This is a genomic window from Shewanella sp. ISTPL2 (assembly GCF_013283205.1).
GTDB lineage: Bacteria > Pseudomonadota > Gammaproteobacteria > Enterobacterales > Shewanellaceae > Shewanella > Shewanella oncorhynchi.
On sequence record NZ_JAAPAV010000001.1, the window covers coordinates 4680790 to 4703520 of the forward strand.

The window sequence follows — 22731 nt, forward strand, 5'->3', positions numbered from 1 at the left end:
ATGAAAAGCATGAGTCGTTAACTTGAAAATTAATAAAGCTCCCTTCGCGGGAGCTTTTTTGAAATTTAACTTAATAAATCTCTATGGTTTTTTAATTGGCGCTTCCGATTCGAAAATCATATTGACCATGCCTTGGTAGTTACCTGCTACATAGCCGCTTGCTGGCGCAGTAGGAATGATCTCTAGTGCAAGGGTTTTACCCGTTTTAGCATTGTCGACATCGACTAATTCAGTCGCAGATGTCTTCAGTTCAATACCGCCCACTTTAACTGTTAGTGCAATATTATCATTGCCACTGGCGATAATGGCTGGGTTTGATAAGTAACCCGTAATAGCACCAATAGTACTTTTAACTTCTAGTTGCTTATTTAATTGATCTAGCTTTTTTGTATGGGCGTTATATGCTAACTTTTGCTGGCTGTTGATCCAGTTATCATTGCCTGTTGGTTGCACAAAAAAGTTCTCTGACGGAATTTGTGCAATCACAGTGACTTGATGTTCAATCTTTTCAGCCGCAAATGAGTTCATGGCCACTAATAAGGTTATTGGGGCCGCTTTCCATATTTTCATTACAGTCTCCTTTAGGATGCATTAGTTACCAATAACTATGCTTTTGGTTTTATCACCTTCAATCAATTGAAAGTGATAGCTTTCGTTACTATTTTTTACCAGTTGCTTTTTTGAGCCGGGTAAGATGTGCAATTTGGTCGCTGTGGAACACTCTTTGGTTTTTTTGTTACATGATTCAAAAAAATCTAAAACAATAGTCGTATTCCCGTTATTTTTTATTTCTGCGCTATTTGTGTCTTCCGTTATTTCAGTCGAGTATTTAGGTTCTTCTGGGGTGATAAATAAAAATGCCCCATAACCTGTTAGTATTTGTATTCCGGCAGTGAGTTCTTCACGCGTTTGTTCATTTTTTTGCTCATCAAATCCATCATTGTTTTTTGGCTGCACTGGTACAAAGCGAACTCTAAAGTAACGTTCTGTGTCTTTTTTATCTAAGAATAATAATCTCGTTGCTTGTACTCCCTTGGCTGGAATAATTAAGCGAGACGGGCTCGCTATCAAGGCGCGGTTTTCTGCGTCTTGTTCAGGTACTTCGTATGGCAGACCATGTTCATCATATTTTATTTCATTGATAGATATTTTAATAAATGCGGTTGAATTGCCCATGTTCATTATTTTTTTCAAATAAGTGGTTTTATTGCTAGGCATGTAGTCAAATAAGGTGCCTATGCTTATTTCTGCCGCAGCATAAACTTGAGAGCTATAAAAAATAATACCAAAAAGCGCTAAATATAATCGCATTATTATTGAGTTACCTTGATTTCATTTTTGGTTGATGTTGCTGTTCGATTGGAACAACATTTTAGCTGTATTTTATATGGGTGATTTTTATGCGTTAATAGGAATAGTCCTATAATAAAGTGCAGTGATTTTTTGTTTTTAGGATTTATCTGATAGAAGCGAGTGCCAATTTAGTTAAAAATAAGTCAGATATATTAATATTCTGTAGGTATCTATGCTGTCAGTTAAGCGTAAAAAAGTGAGTGAAGATATTGCAAGCTGCATTATGTCTGATGTGGTTATGCCTTTTTATCAGCCTATTATCGGGGTTGATAAAACCGTTATAGGATATGAAGCACTTGCACGCCGTTGGGATGCCAAGCGTCATGCATATACAGGTATTGATTTTTTATTGTTAGATAAAAATGCTGCTTTGCATATTGATATATGGATGTTGAGGTCGATTATCAAAGACTTACCTCGATTAGCCGATCAAGGCGTTGGCATACTGTCCATTAATTTAAATCCCATGCCATACAGTGTGACTTACCAAAATTTATTACAAATGCTGTTGCTTCAAGCAAAAGTGCTGTGCATCAAAATTTGGTTTGAAGTGTTAGAACACACTTTATTAGATGATAAACAGCATGAATTGATTGAAATGTTACGGGCACTAGGAGCCAGCATCGTACTGGATGATTTTGGCTCCCAAGAATGTAATTTCTTGCGTATGATGGTATTGCCCTATGATGTCATCAAGTTAGACCGTTCCCTTTTGCTGCAAGCTTGTCGCTCTTCACATTCAATGCGTATGTTGACGAGCTTAGTTGAGTATTTACAGCGATTAGGAATGCAGGTTGTTTGTGAAGGTGTGGAGACTTTGACGCACATTGATGTGGCAACCTTATTGGGATGTGATTATCAACAGGGGTATGCCCATGCTATGCCTGCGCCGATTTCACACTGGGATAGTTAGGACGAATCACGCACTAGCTGCAAATTAACTGAGGCTGTTTATTTCGTTTTTCGCTTACCGAGTAATCCAATCCAAAATGTCCCTTCCAATAGCATGCCTAAGATGATGAACACCAATGCACTGGTGGCGCTGCCATAGGCATAAGCGCTTAATGCTGCTATTAATAACAAGCTTAAGCTTATCCATCGTATGACTGGTTTCATTTTCGCTCCGATTTAAAAATACCGTTACCTGACGCTAAGTTATCTGACTTTAGTCGAGGGAGATTTATTTGCCAATTCCACTTTGTAATGACACAGATAGACTAAAATACCCGCTAAAATTCAATCCTCTTGATTCTAAATGGCGAAATTGAGGGTTATCACTGAAAATGTCATGTTTAAAAATCCTCAGATGATCAAAGCTTAATCTTGTTTCCATCGGTGTTTAAGCTGGTATTAGGTAGACTTAACACATTAGCCACAAAATGATTTAGTGTTTGGCTTATCAGCGATGTAGGTGCTGTTGACGTTGGATTTCAGATCAATTGATGGCCGAACCAGAGTTAACGCTGACACAGTGTGATTCTATATCCAGTGGTAAATTGTGAGGGATTAGCTTGGAATTGCATACAGGCGCAATAGGTCCATCGACTTCTAACTGATTGTCTCATAAGATACAAACTTAGCTGATTTATATGGAGGGGCCATGAGACTATGGTTGCTAGGATTCATGTTGGTATCTGGTGTCGCAACGGCGGCTCAGAGCATGTATTCGATGTTTGCGGGTGGAGACTATGTACCGCCGTTGAGCGTTATGCAGCAGATTGAAAAAGGGTTCTCCGGTGTGATTGCCGAATTTCATATGGAAGAGCAAGAGGGTGAATTAGTCTATCAATTTGAGTTGATTAATCCTTTAGCAAACTCTATAACGCGGTTTGAATATCGTGCCAGTGATGGTAAGTTACTGAAACAAAAGGCGAGTAAAGTAAGCGCCGATGATCTGGGTGAGGTTGAGGCAACGCGTATGATCGCGGCAAAAGATCAAACCTTTTCAGGTCTAATCATTAAGGCCACTAAAGATCATAAAGCCTTCTTAACCGAAGCAAAGTTAGACCACGACTTAGGTATCAGTTACTTAGAACTTAAGCTGCTAGACGATACGGGTAAGTTTAAGTTGGCCTTTGATGTCGAAAATTTACGACCGTTACCTTTACTTAAGTGGGATTGAAATATCTAAGTCAATCGAGTGCTCACACGAGTGCTTAAGATTGAGGAGCGCAACATACAGATGAAAATACTTTTAGTTGAAGATGATGCGACGACGATTGATTATATCGTCAAAGGATTTCTTGAGCAGGGCCACAATATCGAAACGGCGAGCGATGGTCATCAAGGCCTGTCACTCGCGACGAGTAGTCAGTACGATCTCGTGATCCTCGACCGCATGTTACCTCAGCTCGATGGCTTAAAATTGCTGGCCGCCTTAAGGGCAACGGGTAATCAAACCCCAGTGCTGATTTTATCCGCTTTAGCGCACGTCGATGAGCGAGTAAAAGGCTTGCGGGCAGGTGGCGACGACTATATGACTAAGCCGTTTGCTTTCTCCGAGTTATTAGTTCGCGCTGAAAAACTGATGCACCGCGGGCAATCTGTGCCTGTGACAACTGATCTCGTTGTTGGTGGTTTGAAGATGGAGTTACTGACCCGTAATGTCACTTTAGACGGGCAGGAGTTGATGCTACAGCCGAAAGAGTTTCAGTTACTTAAGTATCTGATGGAACATGCTAATCAAGTTATTAGCCGCACCTTATTGTTCGAAGCAGTGTGGGATTATCACTTCGACCCGCGCACGAACGTCATCGATGTGCATATCGCAAAATTACGCCGTAAATTTGAAGAGTTAGGCCATGGCGAGCTTATCGAAACCGTGAGGGGAGCGGGTTATCGCTTACGACAAAGGCATTAAGCCTTACCAAAGCAGCGCCTGGCGCATCACAATCGTTTTTTCGACCTTAGTGATAGTGATCATCGGGGCGTTGCTATTTGCCCTTTATCGACAGTTGATTATTGAGCAGCAGTATCAAGTGACTCAATATTTAGAGTCAGAGACCCAACGTTATCAGCAACTTGCCCTAACGGTTGATCGCCGTAGTTTTGCCGCTCAAATCCGCGCCGCCGATCCACAAACGGCCCTGATCGCTTGGCGTAATAGCTACGATATGGTCGGTGCCTTGAGCTTTATGCCCGAAGGCATGCCCATGCTGCCGCAAACGCGGGATTTTCCTATTTTAACTGGTGGTCCAGATAAGCTGCATATTCTTACCGGCGGTCTGGTGATGACCCGCTACGGCCCAGTATTGATTGCGACCCGTACCGATAACTTAGCGACGTTAATTGATAAGTTTATCAGTGCCGCCGCGACGGCTGTCATGCTTACCGTAGTGTTGACTTTAGCGCTGGGTTATTTGTTTTCTAAGGCTATTTTGCGTCGGCTTGTACAATACAACCGTTTGAGTGAACAGATTGAACGCGGTCACTATGACACCCGCTTACCCTTGAGTTGGCGTCAGGATGAGTTCGATATGTTGGCACTGCAGTTTAATAATGTGCTGGATATTCTTGAAAATAACCTGATGGCAGTGCGTGGTGCGACCGATAATATTGCCCATGATTTACGTACTCCACTGTCACATATCCGTATTGGTATTGAAGAGTTGGCGAGTAAGCCGAGCAATGAGATTAGCGAAGGTTGCGCCATTTTGACCGAGGAGCTCGATCATTGTTTAGCGACGTTTGATGCCATGTTATCGCTCACGCGTATCGAAGAAGGTCAGCAGACACTCGATTTGCAGGAGTTAAGCCTAGCGCAACTGTGTACCGACTTATTGGATATGGCCGATGCTGTGGCTGAATCTAACGAGCAAACCTTGAGTTTATCGCTACTGACAGATCATAAGGTTTTTGGTGATAAATACTTATTATTCCAAGCCTTATATAATCTTGTCGATAATGCGATGAAGTATTCTGGCCAAGGTGCGCGGATTGAGATTATTCAGTCAGGCCCACAAATTCAGATCCGCGATAATGGGCCCGGTATTCCAGACGAGAGTAAAGAAAGAGTGTTCGAACGCTTAGTGCGCCTCGACCCTAGCCGGCATTTACAGGGCACTGGTTTAGGATTATCTATGGTCAAAGCGATTCTCTCACGGCACAATGCCAAAATTAATCTCACGGATAATCATCCTGGCTTAGTCGTCACTATTCAGTTTTAAGTCGATGATCCGCATTACAACACCGAGTACTCCATGTATCGAATCATAGCCGATGAGGCTGATTTTATTGTTATTTCTAAATCAGCCAAAGTGCATTTCCACAGTCAGGACGGAACAGCGGGCGTGGTGGCGCAGGCTGAGCAAGATTTAGGGATTAAGCTTTTTACCGTTCATCGACTCGATACGCCCACCTCCGGTCTGTTGATTTTGGCTAAGAGCGCGGTCGCCGCCAAGCAATTTACTGAGCTGTTTACCGCCCATAAAGTGCAGAAATATTACCTCGCCCTCGCGAAAGGTAAGCCGAAGAAGAAGCAAGGCTGGGTGATTGGTGACATGGCAAAGTCGCGTCGTAGCATGTTTAAGTTACTGCGGACTAAAGAGAATCCAGCGATTACGCAGTTTTTCTCCTTGAGTGTTGGCGAGGGATTGCGTTTATATTTGCTTAAACCCCACTCAGGTAAAACCCATCAATTAAGAGTCGCCTTGGCGAGCTTAGGTGTACCTATTTTAGGGGATGATTTATACGGAGGTGAGGCTGCGGATCGGTGTTATCTGCATGCCTATTGTCTGCATTTTCGCTATGGTGATGACGTGACAGGTTGGCATGATTACGCTTATCGGGATTTGCCGACTCAAGGTGAGCATTTTGGCGCTGAAGGTGTCACTGAGGCGCTAGTTTCATGGCGTGAGCCCGATACTTTGGCTTGGCCTGCGAAAGGAGATTAATCTTTGCAGCGTTATGTTGCGAAAGCCTAGCAAGCTTGGCAAATACGGTCTCTGCCCTCAGATTTTGCGCGGTACATAGCTTGGTCTGCTTGAATGAGTAGTTTGTCAGGTTGGCATCCTTGATAAATCGTGGCGTAACCTAAACTGGCATGGATTTTTATCGTAACACCTTGCCATATAAATGAATTATCCTTAAGTACTTGATGCAATTTCTCGGCGACGACTCTGGCCGCGGGAGCATCAGTTGCGGGTAAAATCACTAGAAACTCCTCTCCACCGTGACGACATAGGGCGTCATTTTCTCGCAATACCGATCCAAATAGTCTCGCCGCCGTCAGCAGGGCGAGATCGCCCGCATCGTGCCCGTATTGATCGTTTATGTCTTTAAAATGATCAAGATCCAATAAAATCATACTGTAAGGTACTTTATCCCGCAGCCAGCGTTGATGGATATTGTTTAAAAACTTATGCATAGCACGGCGATTCCACAGGCCTGTGAGTTGGTCCCGCTCCGCTAACATGCGGATTTTACTGACAAGCCGAGTCATGGCATTACCTATCATCACGATATTGATCAATAGGGCCAGAAATACATAGAACCAAAGCACAGGTATGGCTTCTTGCGTGTGCATGGCGATAAACATCGAACTTTCTTCGGGAGAGAGTAAGGCGATAAAGATACGAATGATAAAAATACCCACCATGGCGACTAAGGGCATGACCATAGCGATGGCAACTCGATTTCCCGTATCGCGTTTGATGGCAAGATAGTTATCTCGAGTTAACATGGCGAAAATGAGCGCGGCGCAGGCTGAGAATACGATGGCCAAAATGCGTTCGGAGCTGAAATTAGGTGGAACCAAGAGCATCACACCAGCGGTGAGTGCTAAAAGAATAAGATCCGATTTTACGCTGGGCTTGAGTCTGAAAAGCGCCTTCGTTCCCCAACGCGCTAGAATGAAGCCAAATAAAATCGCCATATCCGAGCAGAACCAAAAAAAGTAACTGGAGGCTTCGGTGCGTTGGCTGTTGAGTATGATGCCAAGGAGGACGAATAAGTTCGCCAGAGAAAAGCGCATACTGGCTTGAGTGGCAATTTTTAAAGGTTGTGCAATGAGTCCCCATGCGACGGCAGCCGTGCTAGTAAGCAGGCAAATAAACTTGATGAGTAATAAGGCTTGGGGATCAAATATCATTCTTTTACTTCATATTTTTCTTTAACTATAGATGCTTTTAGGGATTTTCGGTTGGAGTTTGCTGGATATCTTAGTCTACTCTGGACAGATAATGGGTTGAATATCCTTTTTCATTTTAGGAAATGTTAAGGGCCTTCATTTAGGCTACAACAGTGATTATTTACGCCTTGCAAACTAAAAGGTTTGCAAATTCTGAGCCTTCCTGCGAAGTTAGATCTTGTTGATTTGCCTACAATCTCCGTTTTGAGGATGTTCTGTTATGGATACAAATAAACTACTTTTAGTCATTATTGCGATTTTATTGCCCCCAGTTGCTGTATTTTTGAAGGCGGGAGCGGGTAAAGATCTGCTAATAAACATAGTGTTATGTTTACTGTTCTGGTTCCCTGGTTTATTACACGCACTCTGGGTCGTGACCAAGGCATAATTTGCTTTCTTCCACACAATAAAAAAGCGCAATTTAATTGCGCTTTTTTATGTTTCAAAATGGGCCTTTCACTTAGAAAGGTAAGGTGTAGCCTATTGTTGCAGTACGCCCCATCCCTTTGAAATAACGATCATTTGTACCCATGGTTTGTGAGTAATAATTGAAATAATCCTTATTAAATAGATTTTGCAAACCTAGGCTCAGGGTGCCAGTGTAAAGCGGCATTGAGAAGGAAGCATCGACTGTCGTGTAGCCATCAAACTCTGCATACTTGTTGCCCGCCGCGTTTTTAAAATCGCGGTCCATGTAGTAATTGGCTTGAACGCGGGTCGACATTTCATTATCGAAGCTATGGGTCCAGAACAGGTTGATACGGTTTGGCGAAATATTTGCACCATCGAGATCGGTATCGACTTGGCTATCACCATTTGAATCGTATTCGCCCTGCTGGAAGGCGATATTCATGCCGAGATCATCATTGCTGGTAATGTAGGCGGTGACATTGGCTTCAATACCATCGATCACACTCTTTTCGCGCTTCACGTCGTAGAAACCATCACTATTTAAGGCCAAACGTGAACCAAAATCAGTGGCGGAACGATAGTAAGCTAGCTTAGCGCTTAAGTATTTACCTTGGTAATCGGCGCCGACTTCAACGTTATCTGTGACTATCGGCGTGAGTGCCAGTGAGCCATCTATGCTGGGATTGTCGCCGGGGAAGCTTTTACCATCACGCAGAATTCGGCCGATATCCGGCATGCCAAAACCTTGGTTATAGCTGGTATAAACGCGAATGTCAGGAGTGATTTTATAAGAGATACCGACGTTAAATAAGGTTTCATCGAAGGTGGCTGAACCGCCCGCAATTTGCTTATTGCCTGCACCCCACAGGGTTTTGTAGTCATCGACACTTAACTCGGCATGTTCGTAACGAACACCGGTCGATAAGGTTAAATTTTCAATTAAGTCATAATCTAACTGCAAGTATGGCGCAACGTTGTCATAGGTACTTTCGGGAACCCATGAAAAGCCAGTTTTTACTAAGTCTTGCTCAGTGGTGTCGCGGAAAAGGTCGACACCGTAGGCTGCATCAATTCCTGAGCCGGCAATATCCTTAGCGATCAAGGCGCTTTTTAAACCCCATTTAACCGAAGAGTTACGCGATTGCTCGTAGTACAAGCTTTCGCCTTTACTGCCGACACCGCACTGGATCACTTGGTCGCTACCTTCGAAGGATGGATCGTAGAAGCTATCGAAACAGCCGCCGCCATAAACTGCTTTAAAATCTTGATTAAAGAGTTGTAGGCTAAGTTGCTGGCCACCAATATTGGCGTGGGTGTAAGTCAAACTTGTGGTGGTCACTTGGTTGTTGGCGGCTTCCCATGGCTGGGTTTCTTTAACTGCACCTGTGGGGACACCATTGGGCTTGTCACCTGCAACGGGCATCCAATCGCCATTGTTGTCTGCATTGTAATGGTTAACCATTAATTCAAGGCGAGACTCATCGAAGTTATGGCCAAGCTTGATGAAGAAGTCTTTACTTTGACTATCCATCGACTCGCCTTGAGTCGTGTCGACACCCACTACGTTATGATTGGCATCGTAATAGACGCCATTATTGCGGTAGCTAACCGAACCTATCATGTCGATAAATTCTGACTCGCCAGAAAACGCATAGCTAGCACCAAAGCTTAAGCCATTGGATTTCATTGAATCAGGCACTGTGACATCGAAACTAGCAACCTGTTCGCTGTCGCCTGTTGGCTTTTTAGTGATGTAGTTGATGATGCCGCCTTGAGCACCGAGACCGTGCATGGCATTGGCGCCGTGAATGATTTCGATGCGCTCAATCATGGCAGGATCTATAGTTTGTCCCTCTCTACCACCACTGCGAAGTGGGTTCGATTGAGGCACTCCGTCGATCATAATTAATGGCGGACGACCACGCAGGGTTTCACCTGTGTTACTCATCTTCTGGCGGCTCGGTGAAAAGCTAGGCGCTAAGTTACCGATAATAGTCGATAAATCTTTAGTGGTGCGGAACTGTTCTTCTAATTGGGCGCGGTCGATGATAGTGACAGTATTGGGGATCGAGCTGGGAGATTTATCCATTCGACTTGCAGTGACAGTGATTTTTTCTATGTCTTTATTTTTGTTGTTTGGACTGTTGTCGGTGGTATCTTGGGCCGCAGCGGATTGGGTTAACGCTGCCAATACGGCTAAAGCAACAAACGAGGTTTTGAATGTCATATAACTTCCTGCTAAGGGCGAATGAGTTTATTACACCGGCTCCCTTGGCATAGGTTAATATTCCATTAAATTGTATTGCAAATGATAACGATTTTTATTATTCGCGATTTTAGGGGAGGAATTACAGCTTGTCTAGTCACGTCATACAGGAAATTACATGATTTGACGACAGTATGAATAAATTGCGACACAGCACTCGGTATCGAGAGGTTTTACCGTAAAGGCCATACATATAATGCGATTTCATGTCGGTAAGGCATTACCTTTTTTGGCATTTGTCTTTGATTTAGGAGACCTATGTTTTAGTCGCAGGTTTGATTATTTGATTGGGCTACGTGTTTGCCTTAGAGCTTTCGATTGTCTGGCGCGTTGATGGAAGGCTATAATCGCGCCCCTTTATACCGTATCTCGCATTGGTACTCTGATGAACCGTAAAAAGAAGATTAATCAAACCTTGGAGAGCAAGGCAAAAAAGGCCAATGCCAAACTGCAATCTAGCAATAAACCTAAATATATTGCGAAGGCAGAGAGAGAAGCATTAGCTGCGGCAGTTGAGCATGAGACCCCATCAAAAACCGCAGAACCTCAGCTTGGCCAATAAGCTGATTAAAGTAAGTTGTTAAGCCTATAGTGCAGTTAAATACTCGATAGGGTTTTGATAAAAGGCCTTTTTATAACCTTGGGTTGAAGTATCCATCAGCCAAGGTTTAGGCAATAAGCTCAAAATGGAATAGTGCAGATGGGGCGGTTTACCTTGTGCATTGCCCGTATCGCCGACAGTGCCCAAAGTGTCACCTTGGTAGGCAATCAATCCTGTGGCTGATTCAATTTGTGCTAAATGGGCAAAGTAGTGAATTTGCCATTTCGGACCTAAACCAACCACCACATTTCCTCCTTTGAAGAAGTCACCTCGATACAAGATCAGCATAGGCGTTGGCGCAATCACTGCGGTGTTTTTGGCGGCGAAAATATCTATCCCCTTGTGAACGCCCGATGGACCCCAAGGTTCATACCAAAAGGTTTGGCTGTTCCAATCTTTACTGCTGGCCCCCTTTACTGGGATCGCGGGTGACTCAGGGATCAGATAACCACCAAGTAGCAGTAACGTCAGTGCTAATCCAACATATTTCAATTTCATTTTTTATCCTGCATTAAGTGTTTGCGTACCTTAAGTTTTAATGAAAATCGCTAAATTCCCGCCAACTTTCAGGATATTGCAAGCGCTCGGCTTCTGAAAGCGATAGCCAATAGGGGCGCCAAAAATAGCTGCACCAAAAGTCGATATTACCTTGAAGACTGCCGAGGGTATCGGGATCGATATTAGGAAAGCTTTCCCATGGATTGGGCGGGGTGGATTTGAATCTGATTAATGCTTCTAGCAAGGGTTTGTCATTGGTCACTAAGGTTATGCACACACCCGCAAAATCGTCATATTGGTTCAGTAATACGCAGGTCGCTTGGGTTGGATGTTCGATAAAACCGTTAAAGTTGACCGTTTGCTCGGGCAATGTGTTAAAGCCTGCCTGGCTAAGTAAAGTGTTTAAGGCCTCTTTCCCTTGGTAAGTCAGCAAGCAATGCAATTGATAAGCAAAAATATCTGCTCTGTCCATAGGTACAACGAGTGGATAGGTTTGTATGATTGGCAAGCTGATATTGGGCATCTGGGCTTGATGAAAAACAGTGTGTAACTCAGTTTGTGGCCTAGATTGCTTGAGGCTATTACTGTTGCGCGCAAAGCGTTGTTTAATCCAAGTTAATACTGACATTATTGTTATTTCTCAGTGAACTTTACTGGTGAATGGCGTATTTGCGGATTCTGCAATCGGGGATGCCGTGATTTCCGGAGCCTGCCATCTTAACCAACCTTTTACTCGAGGCGCATCAATATACCAGAGGCCGTTTTGTTGAATTAATGCCAACCGTTCGCGTGATGGGCCAAAGGGGCCGGGATTTTGCTGGGCAATTTCAATACTGCTATCGGTAACTGAGGCAATGATCGCAACGTGACCATAGGGGTTAAATATCCATGGAGAAAACACGAGTAGATCATCCTGCATAGGTTTGGTCTGACTCGCATTAGTGTATTGCCGCATAGCGCGTTTTTCATTCCACATGCCATCGCTTAACTTGTTATCAAAAAAGTCTCTAGCATGGCCTAAAGCGTCAGGCATTTTATGCTGGTAGCGTTGGTAAAAGTAGCGCTTAACAAATTCAACACATTGATATTGAATACCTAAGTTATAACCATCTATAGATAGGTTACGTCCTGAATGGGTATTAACTCCTCCGTTATAATAGATATTAACCCCGTTTAGAGTGTCGATGACTTCTCCTACTTGATGGTGGGAATTAAAGTTAATCCGAGTTATCAGACTGTAGGCACAGTATATGAGCCCCATCAGTATCGCGAAAAAAGCTAATAGAATGGATAAGCGTCTAATCATCTTTAGTACGGCAAGCTAAAAAGAGTTGTTGAGTAAGATACTTATCTCACTTTCGGGCTGCGTATTTTATGTTCTGAAGAATATGGGCGTCTAGGGTATGGGTTTTATATTGGCACAGGTTAATACTTTTGTGTGATCTAAGGTTATCTAAAACAAAGGCCGCATTAGCGGCCTTTGTTATTTGTGGAGGTTAGAGTAAAGCGGTTGCGAGTAGATAACCGACAGCCGATGCTGTCGCTACACCGATAAAGCCTGGAATGATAAAGCTGTGGTTAATAATGAACTTACCTATTTTAGTCGTACCTGAACGGTCAAAGCCGATACAGGCCAGATCACTTGGATAGGTTGGTAGCACGAAATAACCGTAGCTTGCAGGGAGGAAGGCGATTAAGAGTTTTGGATCGACCCCTAAGGCGAGTCCCATAGGTGCGATTGCTGTGAGTGCTGCCGCTTGGCTATTAACAAGCTTAGAGATGAGAAACAGCACTAAGGCATAGGTCCAAGGCTGGCTTTGTACTACATGGGACAGGTTTTCCTGAAGTACATCCATATGGCTGATGAAGAAAGTATCACTCATCCAAGCCACACCAAATACTGAGAAAATTGCTACCATGCCCGCTTTAAAAACGGGACCGTTAGAGATGTTGGTCGGTTTGACTTTACAGGTCATCAGGATAAAAGCACCTGCAATTAACATCATCATCTGGATCACTAAGTTCATCGAGAGCAAGGTCGACTTACCTTTAACGTCAAAGGCGGGACGCAATTCACTAAATGAACCTAACAGTACCACAGCAGCGATAGCGGTGAAGAAAATCCCCGTTGCCCAGTAAGCTTCCTTCGGATATTTTTGATTTAACAGGGTTTCGCTCTTGTCATAGATAAAGGCTCTTTGGACTGGATCTTTAATGCGTTCTTGAAATTCTTCATCTTTATCTAAATCTTTACCACGACGCAGACTCCAAAGTGCAGCGGCCATGACACCGCAAAGCGATGCTGGCACTGACACCATTAAAATTTCGAGCAGATTGTAAGCGCGGCCTACACCCTGTTGTGATGCCAGAATCGACACCATAGACACCACAGCTACCGACACGGGCGAAGCACAAATCGCCATTTGCGAGGCGACAGATGCCACCGCCATTGGGCGCTCTGGGCGAATATTTTTCTTCAGCGCGATATCGGAAATAATCGGGAACATGGTGTAAACCACATGGCCAGTACCGCAAAGGAAGGTCAGCGTCCACGTGGTCAGCGGCGCTAGAATCGTGATGTATTGTGGATGACGGCGCAGTAAGCGCTCGGCATACTGCATCATCACATCTAATCCACCCGCGGTTTGCAATACGGCTGCACAGCCAATGACTGCAAGTATGGTTAGCATAACTTGCACTGGCGGTTGTCCCGGCGCTAAACCGAAAACAAAAATCAGTAAAAATAAGCCAATACCGCTGATGAGGCCTAATCCCATGCCGCCGTAGCGGGTACCTAGCAGTAGGCAGCTAAGCACTACTATAAATTCCATTAAAATCATCCGATTTACCTCTGCGGAACTTACCGCTTAGCTATTAGTTGAGTGATGAGTGTCTTCAGGAACATTCTGCGGAGTAAAAGTGTTTGAAAAATTGCGCTGGCGCATGGTGTAAATAAAAAATGGCATTAGTTTTTTCGGAAATTTGACCTAACGCTAGAAACATGTGGCGATAAGTTGCATTCTGGTTACGAGTTTTACGGATTGGGCTAACGCTTTGAGCTCACTCCGTTTAAAAGAACGATAACAATACTCAAGGATAAGCCCGTGAAACCTGCCACCTTTAATACCGAAGCTTTTGATGATTGGATCCGCAGCCGCTTTGTGGAACTCAATTCCGAGCTAGAACAGCTTTACTACCAACAAACGGAGCGGGCCAATGTGCTTGATATCGGCGCAGAAGCTAAGTTGGCGCTGGAGAGCGAAGGGCGAGAGTTGATTAAGACCTTGCTCGATGAGGGGAATACTGATGAAGGTTTCGACAGTGCCTTCGATTTACTCGGTAATGTGGGCTTGTATATGGCGGCCTGTCGGCGCCATGAAATTACCGAGCCCTCGCGGGAAACGACATCGCCATTAGCTGAGGCTTCTGCGCTCGCCATGCATATTGGCGCTTCAATAGGCGTCACGCCGCGCTTTGCCACCGCACATTTAACTACTCACAATCGTGCCCACAATGGCATTTATAAGCGCTTTACCGATCTGTCCGCCGAAAAGCTGTTTGTGGATTACAACACTAAGGGCATTTTGGCCTATAAACGCGCCGCCGATGCGCTATTGAAGGTCCAGCCTTTGGGCATTTCCCATCCCATCAGTCACGATTTACTGCGAGTCGCTAAACAGGCCTTGCAAGATGTGATTGAGTCGAATACCCAATTATTTAATCGATTAGATACGGACCGTTTCTTTTACTGTGTTCGCCCTTACTACAAACCTTATCGGGTGGGCTCGGTCATTTATCGCGGCGCTAACGCCGGGGATTTTGCGGGGATTAATGTCATCGATTTAACGCTAGGTCTTTGTTTTGCCAATGAAGCTTCCTACTCGCAAATGCTGGTGGACAAGTTTTTATACATGATGCCGGAGGATCAACAGATATTGCGCGAGTGCATGCGTCGGCCGAATTTGATGGATGACTTCCTGCAGGCAAAAGACTGCTCAACCCAAGATTGGTATCAAGAAAACTTGCGACTCTTTATTGAAGTCTGCGAATTACATGGCGAGACTGCGATTCAGCACCATAATGAGTTAGTGACTAAATATATTGCTGAGCCTTCGACAAGTATGGAGCAGCAGCATTTAGCCAAAGTCACCGCCAGTGGTCCGCCACTGCATGTGCTACTCGGCTCATTGGAGCGACTCAGAGACAGACGCGCCGCCGCTCAGCGCAGCGATATTCGGACTCGTTATTGTGATATTAAAAAACTAAAAGAGAGTTTGAGATAACACTATGTTTGAAGATTTTAAAAAGGACTTTTACCTAGCAGGTCCAGGATATCTATTAAACCATTCCGTTGGCCGGCCATTAAAATCGACCGAGCAGGTCTTTAAAGAAGCCTTTTTTGCGCCTTGGCAGGAGTCGGGGCGTGAACCTTGGGGCCAGTGGCTGGGTGTGATTGATGATTTTACCTTTGCTTTATCTAAACTATTTAACGGCCACCAAAAGGATTTTTGCCCTCAGGTCAATCTTTCCAGTGCGCTGACTAAAATTGTCATGTCCCTCGACAGATTGAACCGCGAACACGCCGTTGTGTTAATGAGTGAGATTGATTTTCCCAGCATGGGTTTTGCCCTTAAAAAAGCGCTGCCTGCCAGTTGCGAAGTACGCTTTATTCCTAAAGGGCTCGATATCACCGACCCTAATGTGTGGGATACGCATATCAGCCGCGATGTGGATCTGGTGTTTGTCAGCCATGCTTACTCGAATACGGGGCAGCAGGCGCCATTAGCCAATATTTTCACTATAGCCCGTGAGCGAGGTTGTTTGAGCTTAGTGGATGTAGCGCAATCGGCGGGGATTATTCCGCTGGATCTCGCGCTCCTACAACCCGACTTTTTAATCGGTTCGAGTGTGAAATGGCTCTGCGGCGGCCCTGGTGCTGCCTATCTTTGGGTTAATCCCGCCATATTGGAGAGTTGTCAGCCTAAAGATGTGGGTTGGTTTAGCCACGAGAATCCGTTCGAATTTGATATCCATGATTTTCGTTACCTGCATTCCGCACTGCGCTTTTGGGGAGGGACACCATCAATCGCGCCTTATGCCATTGCCACCCATAGCATTCATTATCTTGCTGGTTTAGGTACTCCGTTGCTGCGTAAATACAATCAGCAATTGATTGATGCTGTGGCGCAAGAGCTCGACCATGAGTTTGTGTCGCCGCGGGATACTGAAAAGCGCAGCGGCACGCTTATTCTGCAGTTTGGTAAACAGCAGCATCAAATGATGACGGCATTGGCGAACGCGAATATTAGTGTCGACGCCCGCAGTATGGGGATCCGGATTTCTCCGCATATTTATAACAATATGGCTGATATCAAGTTGTTACTTGATGTGATTAAAGCAAATCGCTAACTTAAATGATTTAAAATGGCTTGCTAGGCTAAGTTGTACCACGTAATTACAACTAACAAGGCACAACACTCTGGGAGGCAAACCGCGACATGGTCGTTCCCGTATGCCGGCGTTAATTCACCGCCACACGGGCAACTTGAGGTTATTTATTGGGTGCGATCATGCTTAAATCTTATAGTCATAGCGGCAGACCATGGGTCGCGGGGTGTGGAGCTTGGGATCGCTGGGCGTGATCGCTAAATCTGCAGGTAGCATAACAGTATCGATGATCAACGCACTGCTCATATCAACGAGTGTCAGCGGGATGGTAAAGAGCAGTAAGGGTGGGGCCGCTAACGCGGAGATCATCATACACTCCTCGCCATTATCAACAGCCGTTTGCACACTTGAGAAAGAGTGACCCCAAGTTGAATTTTCTCCCATCCTCGACGTTATCGTTGCACATCCCGTGAGAGAACAGCACACGACCAACCAAGTCAACCAACGCATAACCACTCCATTGTTTATATGTGAAAAACTGCATTGCTTCGGTATGATCTACTCACTTGATCAACTGAGAGCGTTAGTGATGTGGAACCAGATCAGGTTTCATTTGACGCCAACCTGTTCTGTTTCAACAGCTTGGCATTCTAACTATATGATTATATCTGTCAATTATTCATCAACAGAAACGAGATACAACCAAGCTCAATAACCTAGTTGTTAACGGCGACTCTTGTTTTGGATTGGTATTAAACATGGAGGTTTGTATGCCGTGCCCTTGCAGAACTCAGATGAGTTTTGAACATACTCTTTAAAATCAGTCTCCACTTCCCTCACTGGCCATCTAGCTACTTTTATTACTTTCCTTAAAACTGTTTCAGTAAATATTCGCTTGAGGGTAGGCCGAGAGCATATTATGTTGCTGATTTAAAATGGATGACTGGATTTACTGCCTGGCGATGGCCACGCTACAAGTAGAGTCTACCGAGAGGTAACAGGATGAACAATAAAGCAGCGTCGCCGCAGTCGGCGTCGACAGAGCAAGAGACACAACCGTTGGACGACAGCCGGTATGAAGACCTGCCGCGCAGTGAGTACCTGCAATTACCCCAAGAGGAGCAAGACCGGCTCAATAAGCTACGTCAGCAGCGGGTACGCGAGGCACCGACCCTCTATGAGTGGGATATTAAGGTAGCGACCGTGTATAGCATGGGGTGGCTCGTTGTCATTATTCCCTGCGGTATAATGGTGCTGATTGGCTTGGTGGCACACTGGTATGAGTCTGACCAATGGTATGGTTTTTTTTTCATGGCATTGATTTTTGCGCCATTTATCCGCTACCTCTGGTTGGCCGACAAACAGTACCATTATCGACTCACCACCGAGGGTTTAGTTACCACCTATCATGATGCGATTCCGGATGCCGCCTACGCGGTAGTGCGGGGGCTGGCTTGGTTTGGGGTAGTGGTTTGTATTGTCGGGGTGGCCTTTTTAGGCCCGGCAGCGCTGGTTGGTGCAGGTGGAATGGCTCTGGGGGCATTTTTCTTTACTGGTTTTAAAAATGTAGAAACCACCTCAATAAGTGCTATCAAGCGTGGACACCCCCATATGATAAAAGTGACCCACAAGAGGCCATATATATCGTGTGATACAGACAGGTTTTATTTCGGATATTATTCAAATCTCGACTGTTATTGTCATCCCGAAGATATGCATAAAGTGTTGTCGCTACTGATGAAGCAATTACCGGGGTCGGAACTCTTTTTATTGAAAAATGAACGAATAGTTGGCCTCTCTAAAGTTGGCACCCGTGACGGCGAACCAGTCCAATTGTCAGATTTTGCCCCTGAGAATCCCCTGCCCAGTTAACGTTTTTTCTCGCGCCTGTTACTGGCGCTAATTACGACCATTATCTGGATGCAGGCTAACAGACCTTTAGCGGCGAGGTCGTCAAGGGTGAGAAGACATTAAGTACGAGCTGTGTGGGTAGGTTAACGATGACCGTGCAGTCGGTGGGCACAGCAAAGGGATAACTAAATGAATAAGAAAGCAACGGTGCAGCCGTCGGCGTCAACAGAACAAGCGCCCCCCCCATTGGACGACAGCCGGTATGAAGACCTGCCGCGCAGTGAGTTCCTGCAATTACCCAAAGAGGAGCAAGACCGGCTCTATCAGTTGCGTCAGCAGCGGGTGCGGGAGGCGCCCACGCTTTATGAGTGGGATATTCAGGTGGCGACTGTCTATGGTCTATTTTGGTTAACCTTCCTGATCCCGTGTGGCTGTTTAGCACTTATAGGGAGCTATTTGCTATCTGGCGATACTAGCTTGGGTGTGGGGTTAATCATCATGGCCCTAATAATGTGCCTATCTGCTCGCTACCTCTGGTTGGCCGACAAACAGTACCATTATCGACTCACCACCGAGGGGCTGGTCACCACTTATCATGATGCTATTCCGGATGCAGCCTACACGGTAGTGCGGGGGCTGGCTTGGTTTGGGGTAGTGGTTTGCATCGTCGGTGTGGCCTTTTTAGGCCCAGCAGCGCTGGTTGGTGTAGGTGGAATGGCTCTGGGGGCATTTTTCTTTACTGGTTTTAAAAATATAGAGACAACTTATGAGAGCCCTATAAAAAATGGGCATCGTCATTTGATTAAGGTAACGCGGAATCGTCCATTTATTGCCTGCCAATCGGATGTACGAACAATGGGCTTACGAGCAAGTATTCGTCTTCATTGCCCATTGGATAAGATGCACACTATCTTGTCATTGCTGATGACGCAGTTACCTGATTCAGAAATCCGTGTATTTAAAAATGAGCGCGTGTTAGATGGCGTACCATTTGCGTTATTTGAGTCAGGCGAACCTGCCCAACTGGCAGATTTTACCCCTGACAATACCCAGCCCAGTTAACGTTTTTTCTCGCGCCTGTTATTGGCGCGAGACTCGGTGTCCATCAGTGACAGCTTTGCCACCAAGATGCTAACAGACTTTTTAGCGGCAAGGTCGTCAAGGGTGAGAAAACATTAAGTACGAGCTGTGTGGGTAGGTTAACGATGACCGTGCAGTCCGTGGGTACAGCAAAGGAATAGCTATATGAATAAGAGAGCAGCGCCGCAGCAGTTGGCGTCGACAGAGCAAGAGACACAACCGTTGGACGACAGTCGGTATGAAGACCTGCCGCGCAGTGAGTACCTGCAATTACCCCAAGAGGAGCAAGACCGGCTCAATAAGCTGCGTCAGCAGCGGGTGCGTGAGGCGCCCACCCTCTATGAGTGGGATATTAAGGTAGCGACTGTGTATGGCATTGGGTGGATCATGGTCCTTATTCCGTGCGGGATTACGGCTCTAGTTGGGTTGGTGACATACTGGTATGGATTTGAGCAATGGTATTATTTTCTCATCATAGCGATGATTTTTGGGCCATTNCACCTCCCATTTACGGCCGGTGTATCCTTGCGCAGCATTCGCCTCAGGCACCACTGTTGCAGGGGTGTCTTCCGTAGACACGCCATCCGTCTGTGACATTGAAGGCGTGTTTGTGGTCTTCGTCGCAACAGGCGGACGAGCCGATGTCCCCGCATTCGTCGGTGTTTCTGCGACGGCTGTCGGAACATCGACTTGAGTGCCATCATCTGTCATCGATGGCGAACCGTTGCCCGTCACTGGTGGGGTTGTACCATTGCCATTACCTGCCGCGGGACCACGAGGATGACCAGTCGCTGCACTCGGCGCTGCATCTGGGGTTGTCCCCAGATTACGTCTAGGTCCTTGGGTGTAATTGCTGCCCGTTTGCGCACCCTGACTCAGATTCACTGGTGTTGAACTACTCACCTCCCATTTACGGCCGGTGTATCCTTGTGCAGCATTCGCCTCAGGCACCACTGTTGCAGGGGCGTCTTCCGTAGGCACGCCATCCGTCTGTGACATTGAAGGCGTGTTTGTGGTCTTCACCGCGACAGGCGGACGAGCTGGTGTACCTGCATTCGTCGGTGTTTCTGCGACGGCTGTCGGCACATCGGTTTGAGTGCCATCATCTGTTACATCCGCCACCGATGGCGAACCGTTGCCCATCACAGGTGGGGTTGTACCGCTGCCATTGCCAGCCGCGGAACCACGAGGATGACCAGTCGCGGTACTCGGCACTGCATCTGGGGTTGTCCCCAAATTACGTCTAGGTCCTTGGGTGTAATTACTGCCCGTTTGCGCACCGTGGCTCAGATTCACAGGTGTTGAACTACTCACCTCCCATTTACGGCCAGTGTATCCTTGTGCAGCATTCGCCTCAGGCACTTCTGTCGCAGGGATGTCTTCCGTAGGCACGCCATCCGTCTGTGACATTGAAGGCGTGTTTGTGGTATTCGCCGCGACAGGCGAACGAGCCGGCGTACCTGTATTTGTAGGTACATCGGTTTGCGTGCCATCATCTGTCATCGATGGCGAACCGTTGCCCATCACCGCTGGGGTTGTACCGCTGCCATTACCAGCCGCGGGACCACGAGGATGCCCAGTAGCTGCATCTGGGGTTGTCCCAAAATTATGTCTAGGTCCTTGGGTGTAATTGCTGCCCGTTTGCGCACCCTGGCTCAGATTCACAGGTGTTGAACTACTCACCTCNCCGTACAACTGACGTAACCGGTACTATCGAACTGCCAGAAGGCGTAGAGATGGTAATGCCTGGCGATAACATCAAAATGGTAGTGACTCTGATTTGCCCAATCGCGATGGACGAAGGTTTACGCTTCGCAATCCGTGAAGGTGGTCGTACAGTTGGTGCTGGTGTAGTAGCTAAAATCATCGCTTAATTGCGATAGAGATTAGTTTGAAAAGGAAGCTTCGGCTTCCTTTTTTGTTTAAGTGGATTATTTCATAGGTTTTGTGGTTTGCATGGGATTCGCATCCTTGCTTACAAAGTCGAATAAGAATACAATCTATGGCCGATTTTTGACCCTGAGCTTATGCTATTTTGCGTTTCTAAGGGTGTTCGGAAATGCAGAGTGATGTGGGATTATGCCCGTCAATTAATGTGCTCTAAGCTCAGGCCGTATTGAGTAACGGAAAAACCGATGACAACAAATACTGAAAACCAGAACAATTCTCTGGATATCGTGAAGTGGGGTTTAGTGATTGTATTGCTAGCCGCTGCTGTTATTGGCAATCAAATGTATAGCGAAGCCAGTGCCGTCATACGTGCGCTTAGTGTTATCGTTGCATTCGCTATTGCTGGTTTTATTGCGCTTCAGACTGTAAAAGGTAAAAAAGCGTTAGCTTTTGCCCGTGAAGCGCATATCGAAGTGCGCAAGGTTGTATGGCCGACGCGTCAAGAAGCGCTAAACACCACTTTTATTGTCCTTGCAGCAACAGGTATCTTAGCTCTTATCCTTTGGGGTATGGATGCTGTGTTAATGCGAATTGTCAATTTTATCACTGGCGTATAGGCACCTCGAATGACTGAAGCTAAAGAAGCTAAAAAAAGATGGTATGTAGTGCAGGCATTCTCAGGCTATGAAGGCCGAGTTTGTAAGTCACTGATTGAATATATTAAAATGCATGGCATGGAAGCATACTTCGGTGAAGTATTGGTTCCGACTGAAGAAGTCATCGAAATGCGTGCAGGTCAGCGTCGCAAGAGCGAACGTAAGTTTTTCCCTGGCTATGTGTTAGTCCAGATGGAAATGAACGATGACAGCTGGCATTTAGTCAAAAGCATCCCGCGTGTTTTAGGCTTTATTGGCGGAACGTCTGATCGTCCTGCCCCAATTTCAGATAAAGAAGCTGATGCAATTCTGCGTCGCTTACAAGAAACGACAGCGTCACCGACTCATAGAACCATATTTGAGCCTGGTGAAGTGGTACGTGTGTGTGATGGTCCATTTGCTGACTTTAACGGCACCGTTGAAGAAGTGGATTATGACAAGAGCCGCGTGAAAGTATCAGTGATGATCTTTGGTCGTTCTACGCCTGTTGAACTTGATTTTAGTCAAGTTGAAAAAGGCTGATTAAATAAACTACAAAATCCGTTTGGCAACGGGTGCGAATTTCTATATAATTCGCACCCGTTGTTTTCGGGGGAGCATGTCAGCATGT

Annotated in this window: 23 protein-coding genes and 1 pseudogene; 14 read left to right on the top strand and 10 right to left on the bottom strand. The window is 45.7% G+C overall.

Annotated elements, in window-relative coordinates; all coding sequences use genetic code 11:
- Positions 1-81: 81 nt before the first annotated feature.
- Both HUB64_RS20915 and HUB64_RS20920 read right to left on the bottom strand, forming a co-directional pair.
- Positions 82-570, bottom strand: coding sequence for a CS1 type fimbrial major subunit (locus HUB64_RS20915; protein ID WP_168826436.1), 489 nt, complete (start codon positions 568-570; stop codon positions 82-84).
- 21 nt (positions 571-591) lie between these two features.
- Positions 592-1311: a hypothetical protein gene (locus tag HUB64_RS20920; protein WP_173497787.1), complete on the bottom strand. Its 720-nt coding sequence runs from the start codon at positions 1309-1311 to the stop codon at positions 592-594.
- A 214-nt stretch (positions 1312-1525) separates the two neighbouring features.
- Here HUB64_RS20920 and HUB64_RS20925 point away from each other — a divergent pair, with 214 nt between their 5' ends.
- Positions 1526-2266 (top strand): EAL domain-containing protein, encoded by a 741-nt coding sequence (locus tag HUB64_RS20925; RefSeq protein ID WP_173497788.1) that lies wholly within the window; start codon positions 1526-1528, stop codon positions 2264-2266.
- 38 nt (positions 2267-2304) lie between these two features.
- Here the strand turns inward: HUB64_RS20925 and HUB64_RS20930 are convergent, their stop codons facing one another.
- Positions 2305-2469 (bottom strand): hypothetical protein, encoded by a 165-nt coding sequence (locus HUB64_RS20930; RefSeq protein ID WP_105251095.1) that lies wholly within the window; start codon positions 2467-2469, stop codon positions 2305-2307.
- Positions 2470-2953: 484 nt separating this feature from the next.
- Between HUB64_RS20930 and HUB64_RS20935 the strand changes: the two genes are divergently transcribed.
- Genes HUB64_RS20935 through HUB64_RS20950 form a run of 4 tightly spaced genes read left to right on the top strand, consistent with a single transcriptional unit; the run spans position 2954 to position 6245 of the window.
- Entirely contained in the window at positions 2954-3475 is a 522-nt protein-coding gene (locus tag HUB64_RS20935) for a hypothetical protein (protein WP_105251096.1), read from the top strand.
- Between the two features lie 60 nt (positions 3476-3535).
- Complete coding sequence (locus tag HUB64_RS20940; protein ID WP_006079763.1) at positions 3536-4213, top strand: response regulator transcription factor; 678 nt, start codon at positions 3536-3538, stop codon at positions 4211-4213.
- Positions 4214-4262: 49 nt separating this feature from the next.
- The gene (locus HUB64_RS20945) at positions 4263-5519 is read left to right on the top strand and encodes a HAMP domain-containing sensor histidine kinase (protein ID WP_105251097.1); all 1257 of its coding nucleotides are present in this window, start codon (positions 4263-4265) and stop codon (positions 5517-5519) included.
- A 33-nt stretch (positions 5520-5552) separates the two neighbouring features.
- The gene (locus tag HUB64_RS20950; RefSeq protein ID WP_173242696.1) at positions 5553-6245 is read left to right on the top strand and encodes a TIGR01621 family pseudouridine synthase; all 693 of its coding nucleotides are present in this window, start codon (positions 5553-5555) and stop codon (positions 6243-6245) included.
- Positions 6246-6271: 26 nt separating this feature from the next.
- Here HUB64_RS20950 and HUB64_RS20955 read toward each other — a convergent pair whose 3' ends face one another.
- Positions 6272-7441, bottom strand: a complete 1170-nt coding sequence (locus HUB64_RS20955; RefSeq protein ID WP_173242698.1) for a GGDEF domain-containing protein — start codon at positions 7439-7441, stop codon at positions 6272-6274.
- A 259-nt stretch (positions 7442-7700) separates the two neighbouring features.
- On the opposite strand from HUB64_RS20955, the gene HUB64_RS20960 reads away from it, so the two are divergent.
- Complete coding sequence (locus HUB64_RS20960; protein WP_006079767.1) at positions 7701-7868, top strand: YqaE/Pmp3 family membrane protein; 168 nt, start codon at positions 7701-7703, stop codon at positions 7866-7868.
- Between the two features lie 72 nt (positions 7869-7940).
- Here HUB64_RS20960 and HUB64_RS20965 read toward each other — a convergent pair whose 3' ends face one another.
- Positions 7941-10118, bottom strand: a complete 2178-nt coding sequence (locus tag HUB64_RS20965) for a TonB-dependent receptor (protein WP_173242700.1) — start codon at positions 10116-10118, stop codon at positions 7941-7943.
- A gap of 424 nt (positions 10119-10542) precedes the next feature.
- Between HUB64_RS20965 and HUB64_RS20970 the strand changes: the two genes are divergently transcribed.
- On the top strand, positions 10543-10719 hold the full coding sequence (locus HUB64_RS20970; protein WP_173242702.1) for a DUF2986 domain-containing protein: 177 nt from the start codon (positions 10543-10545) through the stop codon (positions 10717-10719).
- Positions 10720-10743: 24 nt separating this feature from the next.
- Here HUB64_RS20970 and HUB64_RS20975 read toward each other — a convergent pair whose 3' ends face one another.
- The 4 genes from HUB64_RS20975 to HUB64_RS20990 form a co-directional block, all read right to left on the bottom strand.
- Positions 10744-11256 (bottom strand): M23 family metallopeptidase, encoded by a 513-nt coding sequence (locus HUB64_RS20975; protein WP_168826445.1) that lies wholly within the window; start codon positions 11254-11256, stop codon positions 10744-10746.
- 37 nt (positions 11257-11293) lie between these two features.
- A complete protein-coding gene (locus HUB64_RS20980) occupies positions 11294-11884 on the bottom strand; it encodes a hypothetical protein (protein ID WP_173242704.1) in 591 nt (196 codons plus the stop codon).
- 12 nt (positions 11885-11896) lie between these two features.
- On the bottom strand, positions 11897-12562 hold the full coding sequence (locus tag HUB64_RS20985; RefSeq protein ID WP_173242706.1) for a CHAP domain-containing protein: 666 nt from the start codon (positions 12560-12562) through the stop codon (positions 11897-11899).
- Between the two features lie 190 nt (positions 12563-12752).
- Positions 12753-14096, bottom strand: coding sequence for an anaerobic C4-dicarboxylate transporter (locus HUB64_RS20990; RefSeq protein WP_105251110.1), 1344 nt, complete (start codon positions 14094-14096; stop codon positions 12753-12755).
- A gap of 264 nt (positions 14097-14360) precedes the next feature.
- Between HUB64_RS20990 and HUB64_RS20995 the strand changes: the two genes are divergently transcribed.
- Together HUB64_RS20995 and HUB64_RS21000 are read left to right on the top strand one after the other, a co-directional pair.
- Positions 14361-15539, top strand: coding sequence for a monodechloroaminopyrrolnitrin synthase PrnB family protein (locus tag HUB64_RS20995; protein ID WP_173497789.1), 1179 nt, complete (start codon positions 14361-14363; stop codon positions 15537-15539).
- A 4-nt stretch (positions 15540-15543) separates the two neighbouring features.
- On the top strand, positions 15544-16665 hold the full coding sequence (locus HUB64_RS21000; RefSeq protein WP_173242708.1) for an aminotransferase class V-fold PLP-dependent enzyme: 1122 nt from the start codon (positions 15544-15546) through the stop codon (positions 16663-16665).
- A 165-nt stretch (positions 16666-16830) separates the two neighbouring features.
- Here the strand turns inward: HUB64_RS21000 and HUB64_RS23260 are convergent, their stop codons facing one another.
- Positions 16831-17154 carry a YceK/YidQ family lipoprotein gene (locus HUB64_RS23260; protein WP_173242710.1) on the bottom strand — a complete coding sequence of 108 codons (324 nt, stop codon included), beginning with the start codon at positions 17152-17154 and terminating at the stop codon, positions 16831-16833.
- Positions 17155-17646: 492 nt separating this feature from the next.
- On the opposite strand from HUB64_RS23260, the gene HUB64_RS21010 reads away from it, so the two are divergent.
- The 5 genes and pseudogenes from HUB64_RS21010 (at position 17647) to nusG (ending at position 22643) form a co-directional block, all read left to right on the top strand.
- Positions 17647-18516, top strand: coding sequence for a hypothetical protein (locus HUB64_RS21010; protein ID WP_173497790.1), 870 nt, complete (start codon positions 17647-17649; stop codon positions 18514-18516).
- A gap of 168 nt (positions 18517-18684) precedes the next feature.
- Positions 18685-19557: a hypothetical protein gene (locus tag HUB64_RS21015; RefSeq protein ID WP_173497791.1), complete on the top strand. Its 873-nt coding sequence runs from the start codon at positions 18685-18687 to the stop codon at positions 19555-19557.
- A 1706-nt stretch (positions 19558-21263) separates the two neighbouring features.
- A pseudogene (gene tuf, locus HUB64_RS21025) lies at positions 21264-21449 on the top strand (elongation factor Tu); the annotation flags it as partial.
- Positions 21450-21710: 261 nt separating this feature from the next.
- Positions 21711-22082 (top strand): preprotein translocase subunit SecE, encoded by a 372-nt coding sequence (gene secE / locus HUB64_RS21030; protein ID WP_006083613.1) that lies wholly within the window; start codon positions 21711-21713, stop codon positions 22080-22082.
- Between the two features lie 9 nt (positions 22083-22091).
- Positions 22092-22643 (top strand): transcription termination/antitermination protein NusG, encoded by a 552-nt coding sequence (gene nusG, locus HUB64_RS21035; RefSeq protein WP_105251029.1) that lies wholly within the window; start codon positions 22092-22094, stop codon positions 22641-22643.
- Positions 22644-22731 lie beyond the last annotated feature (88 nt).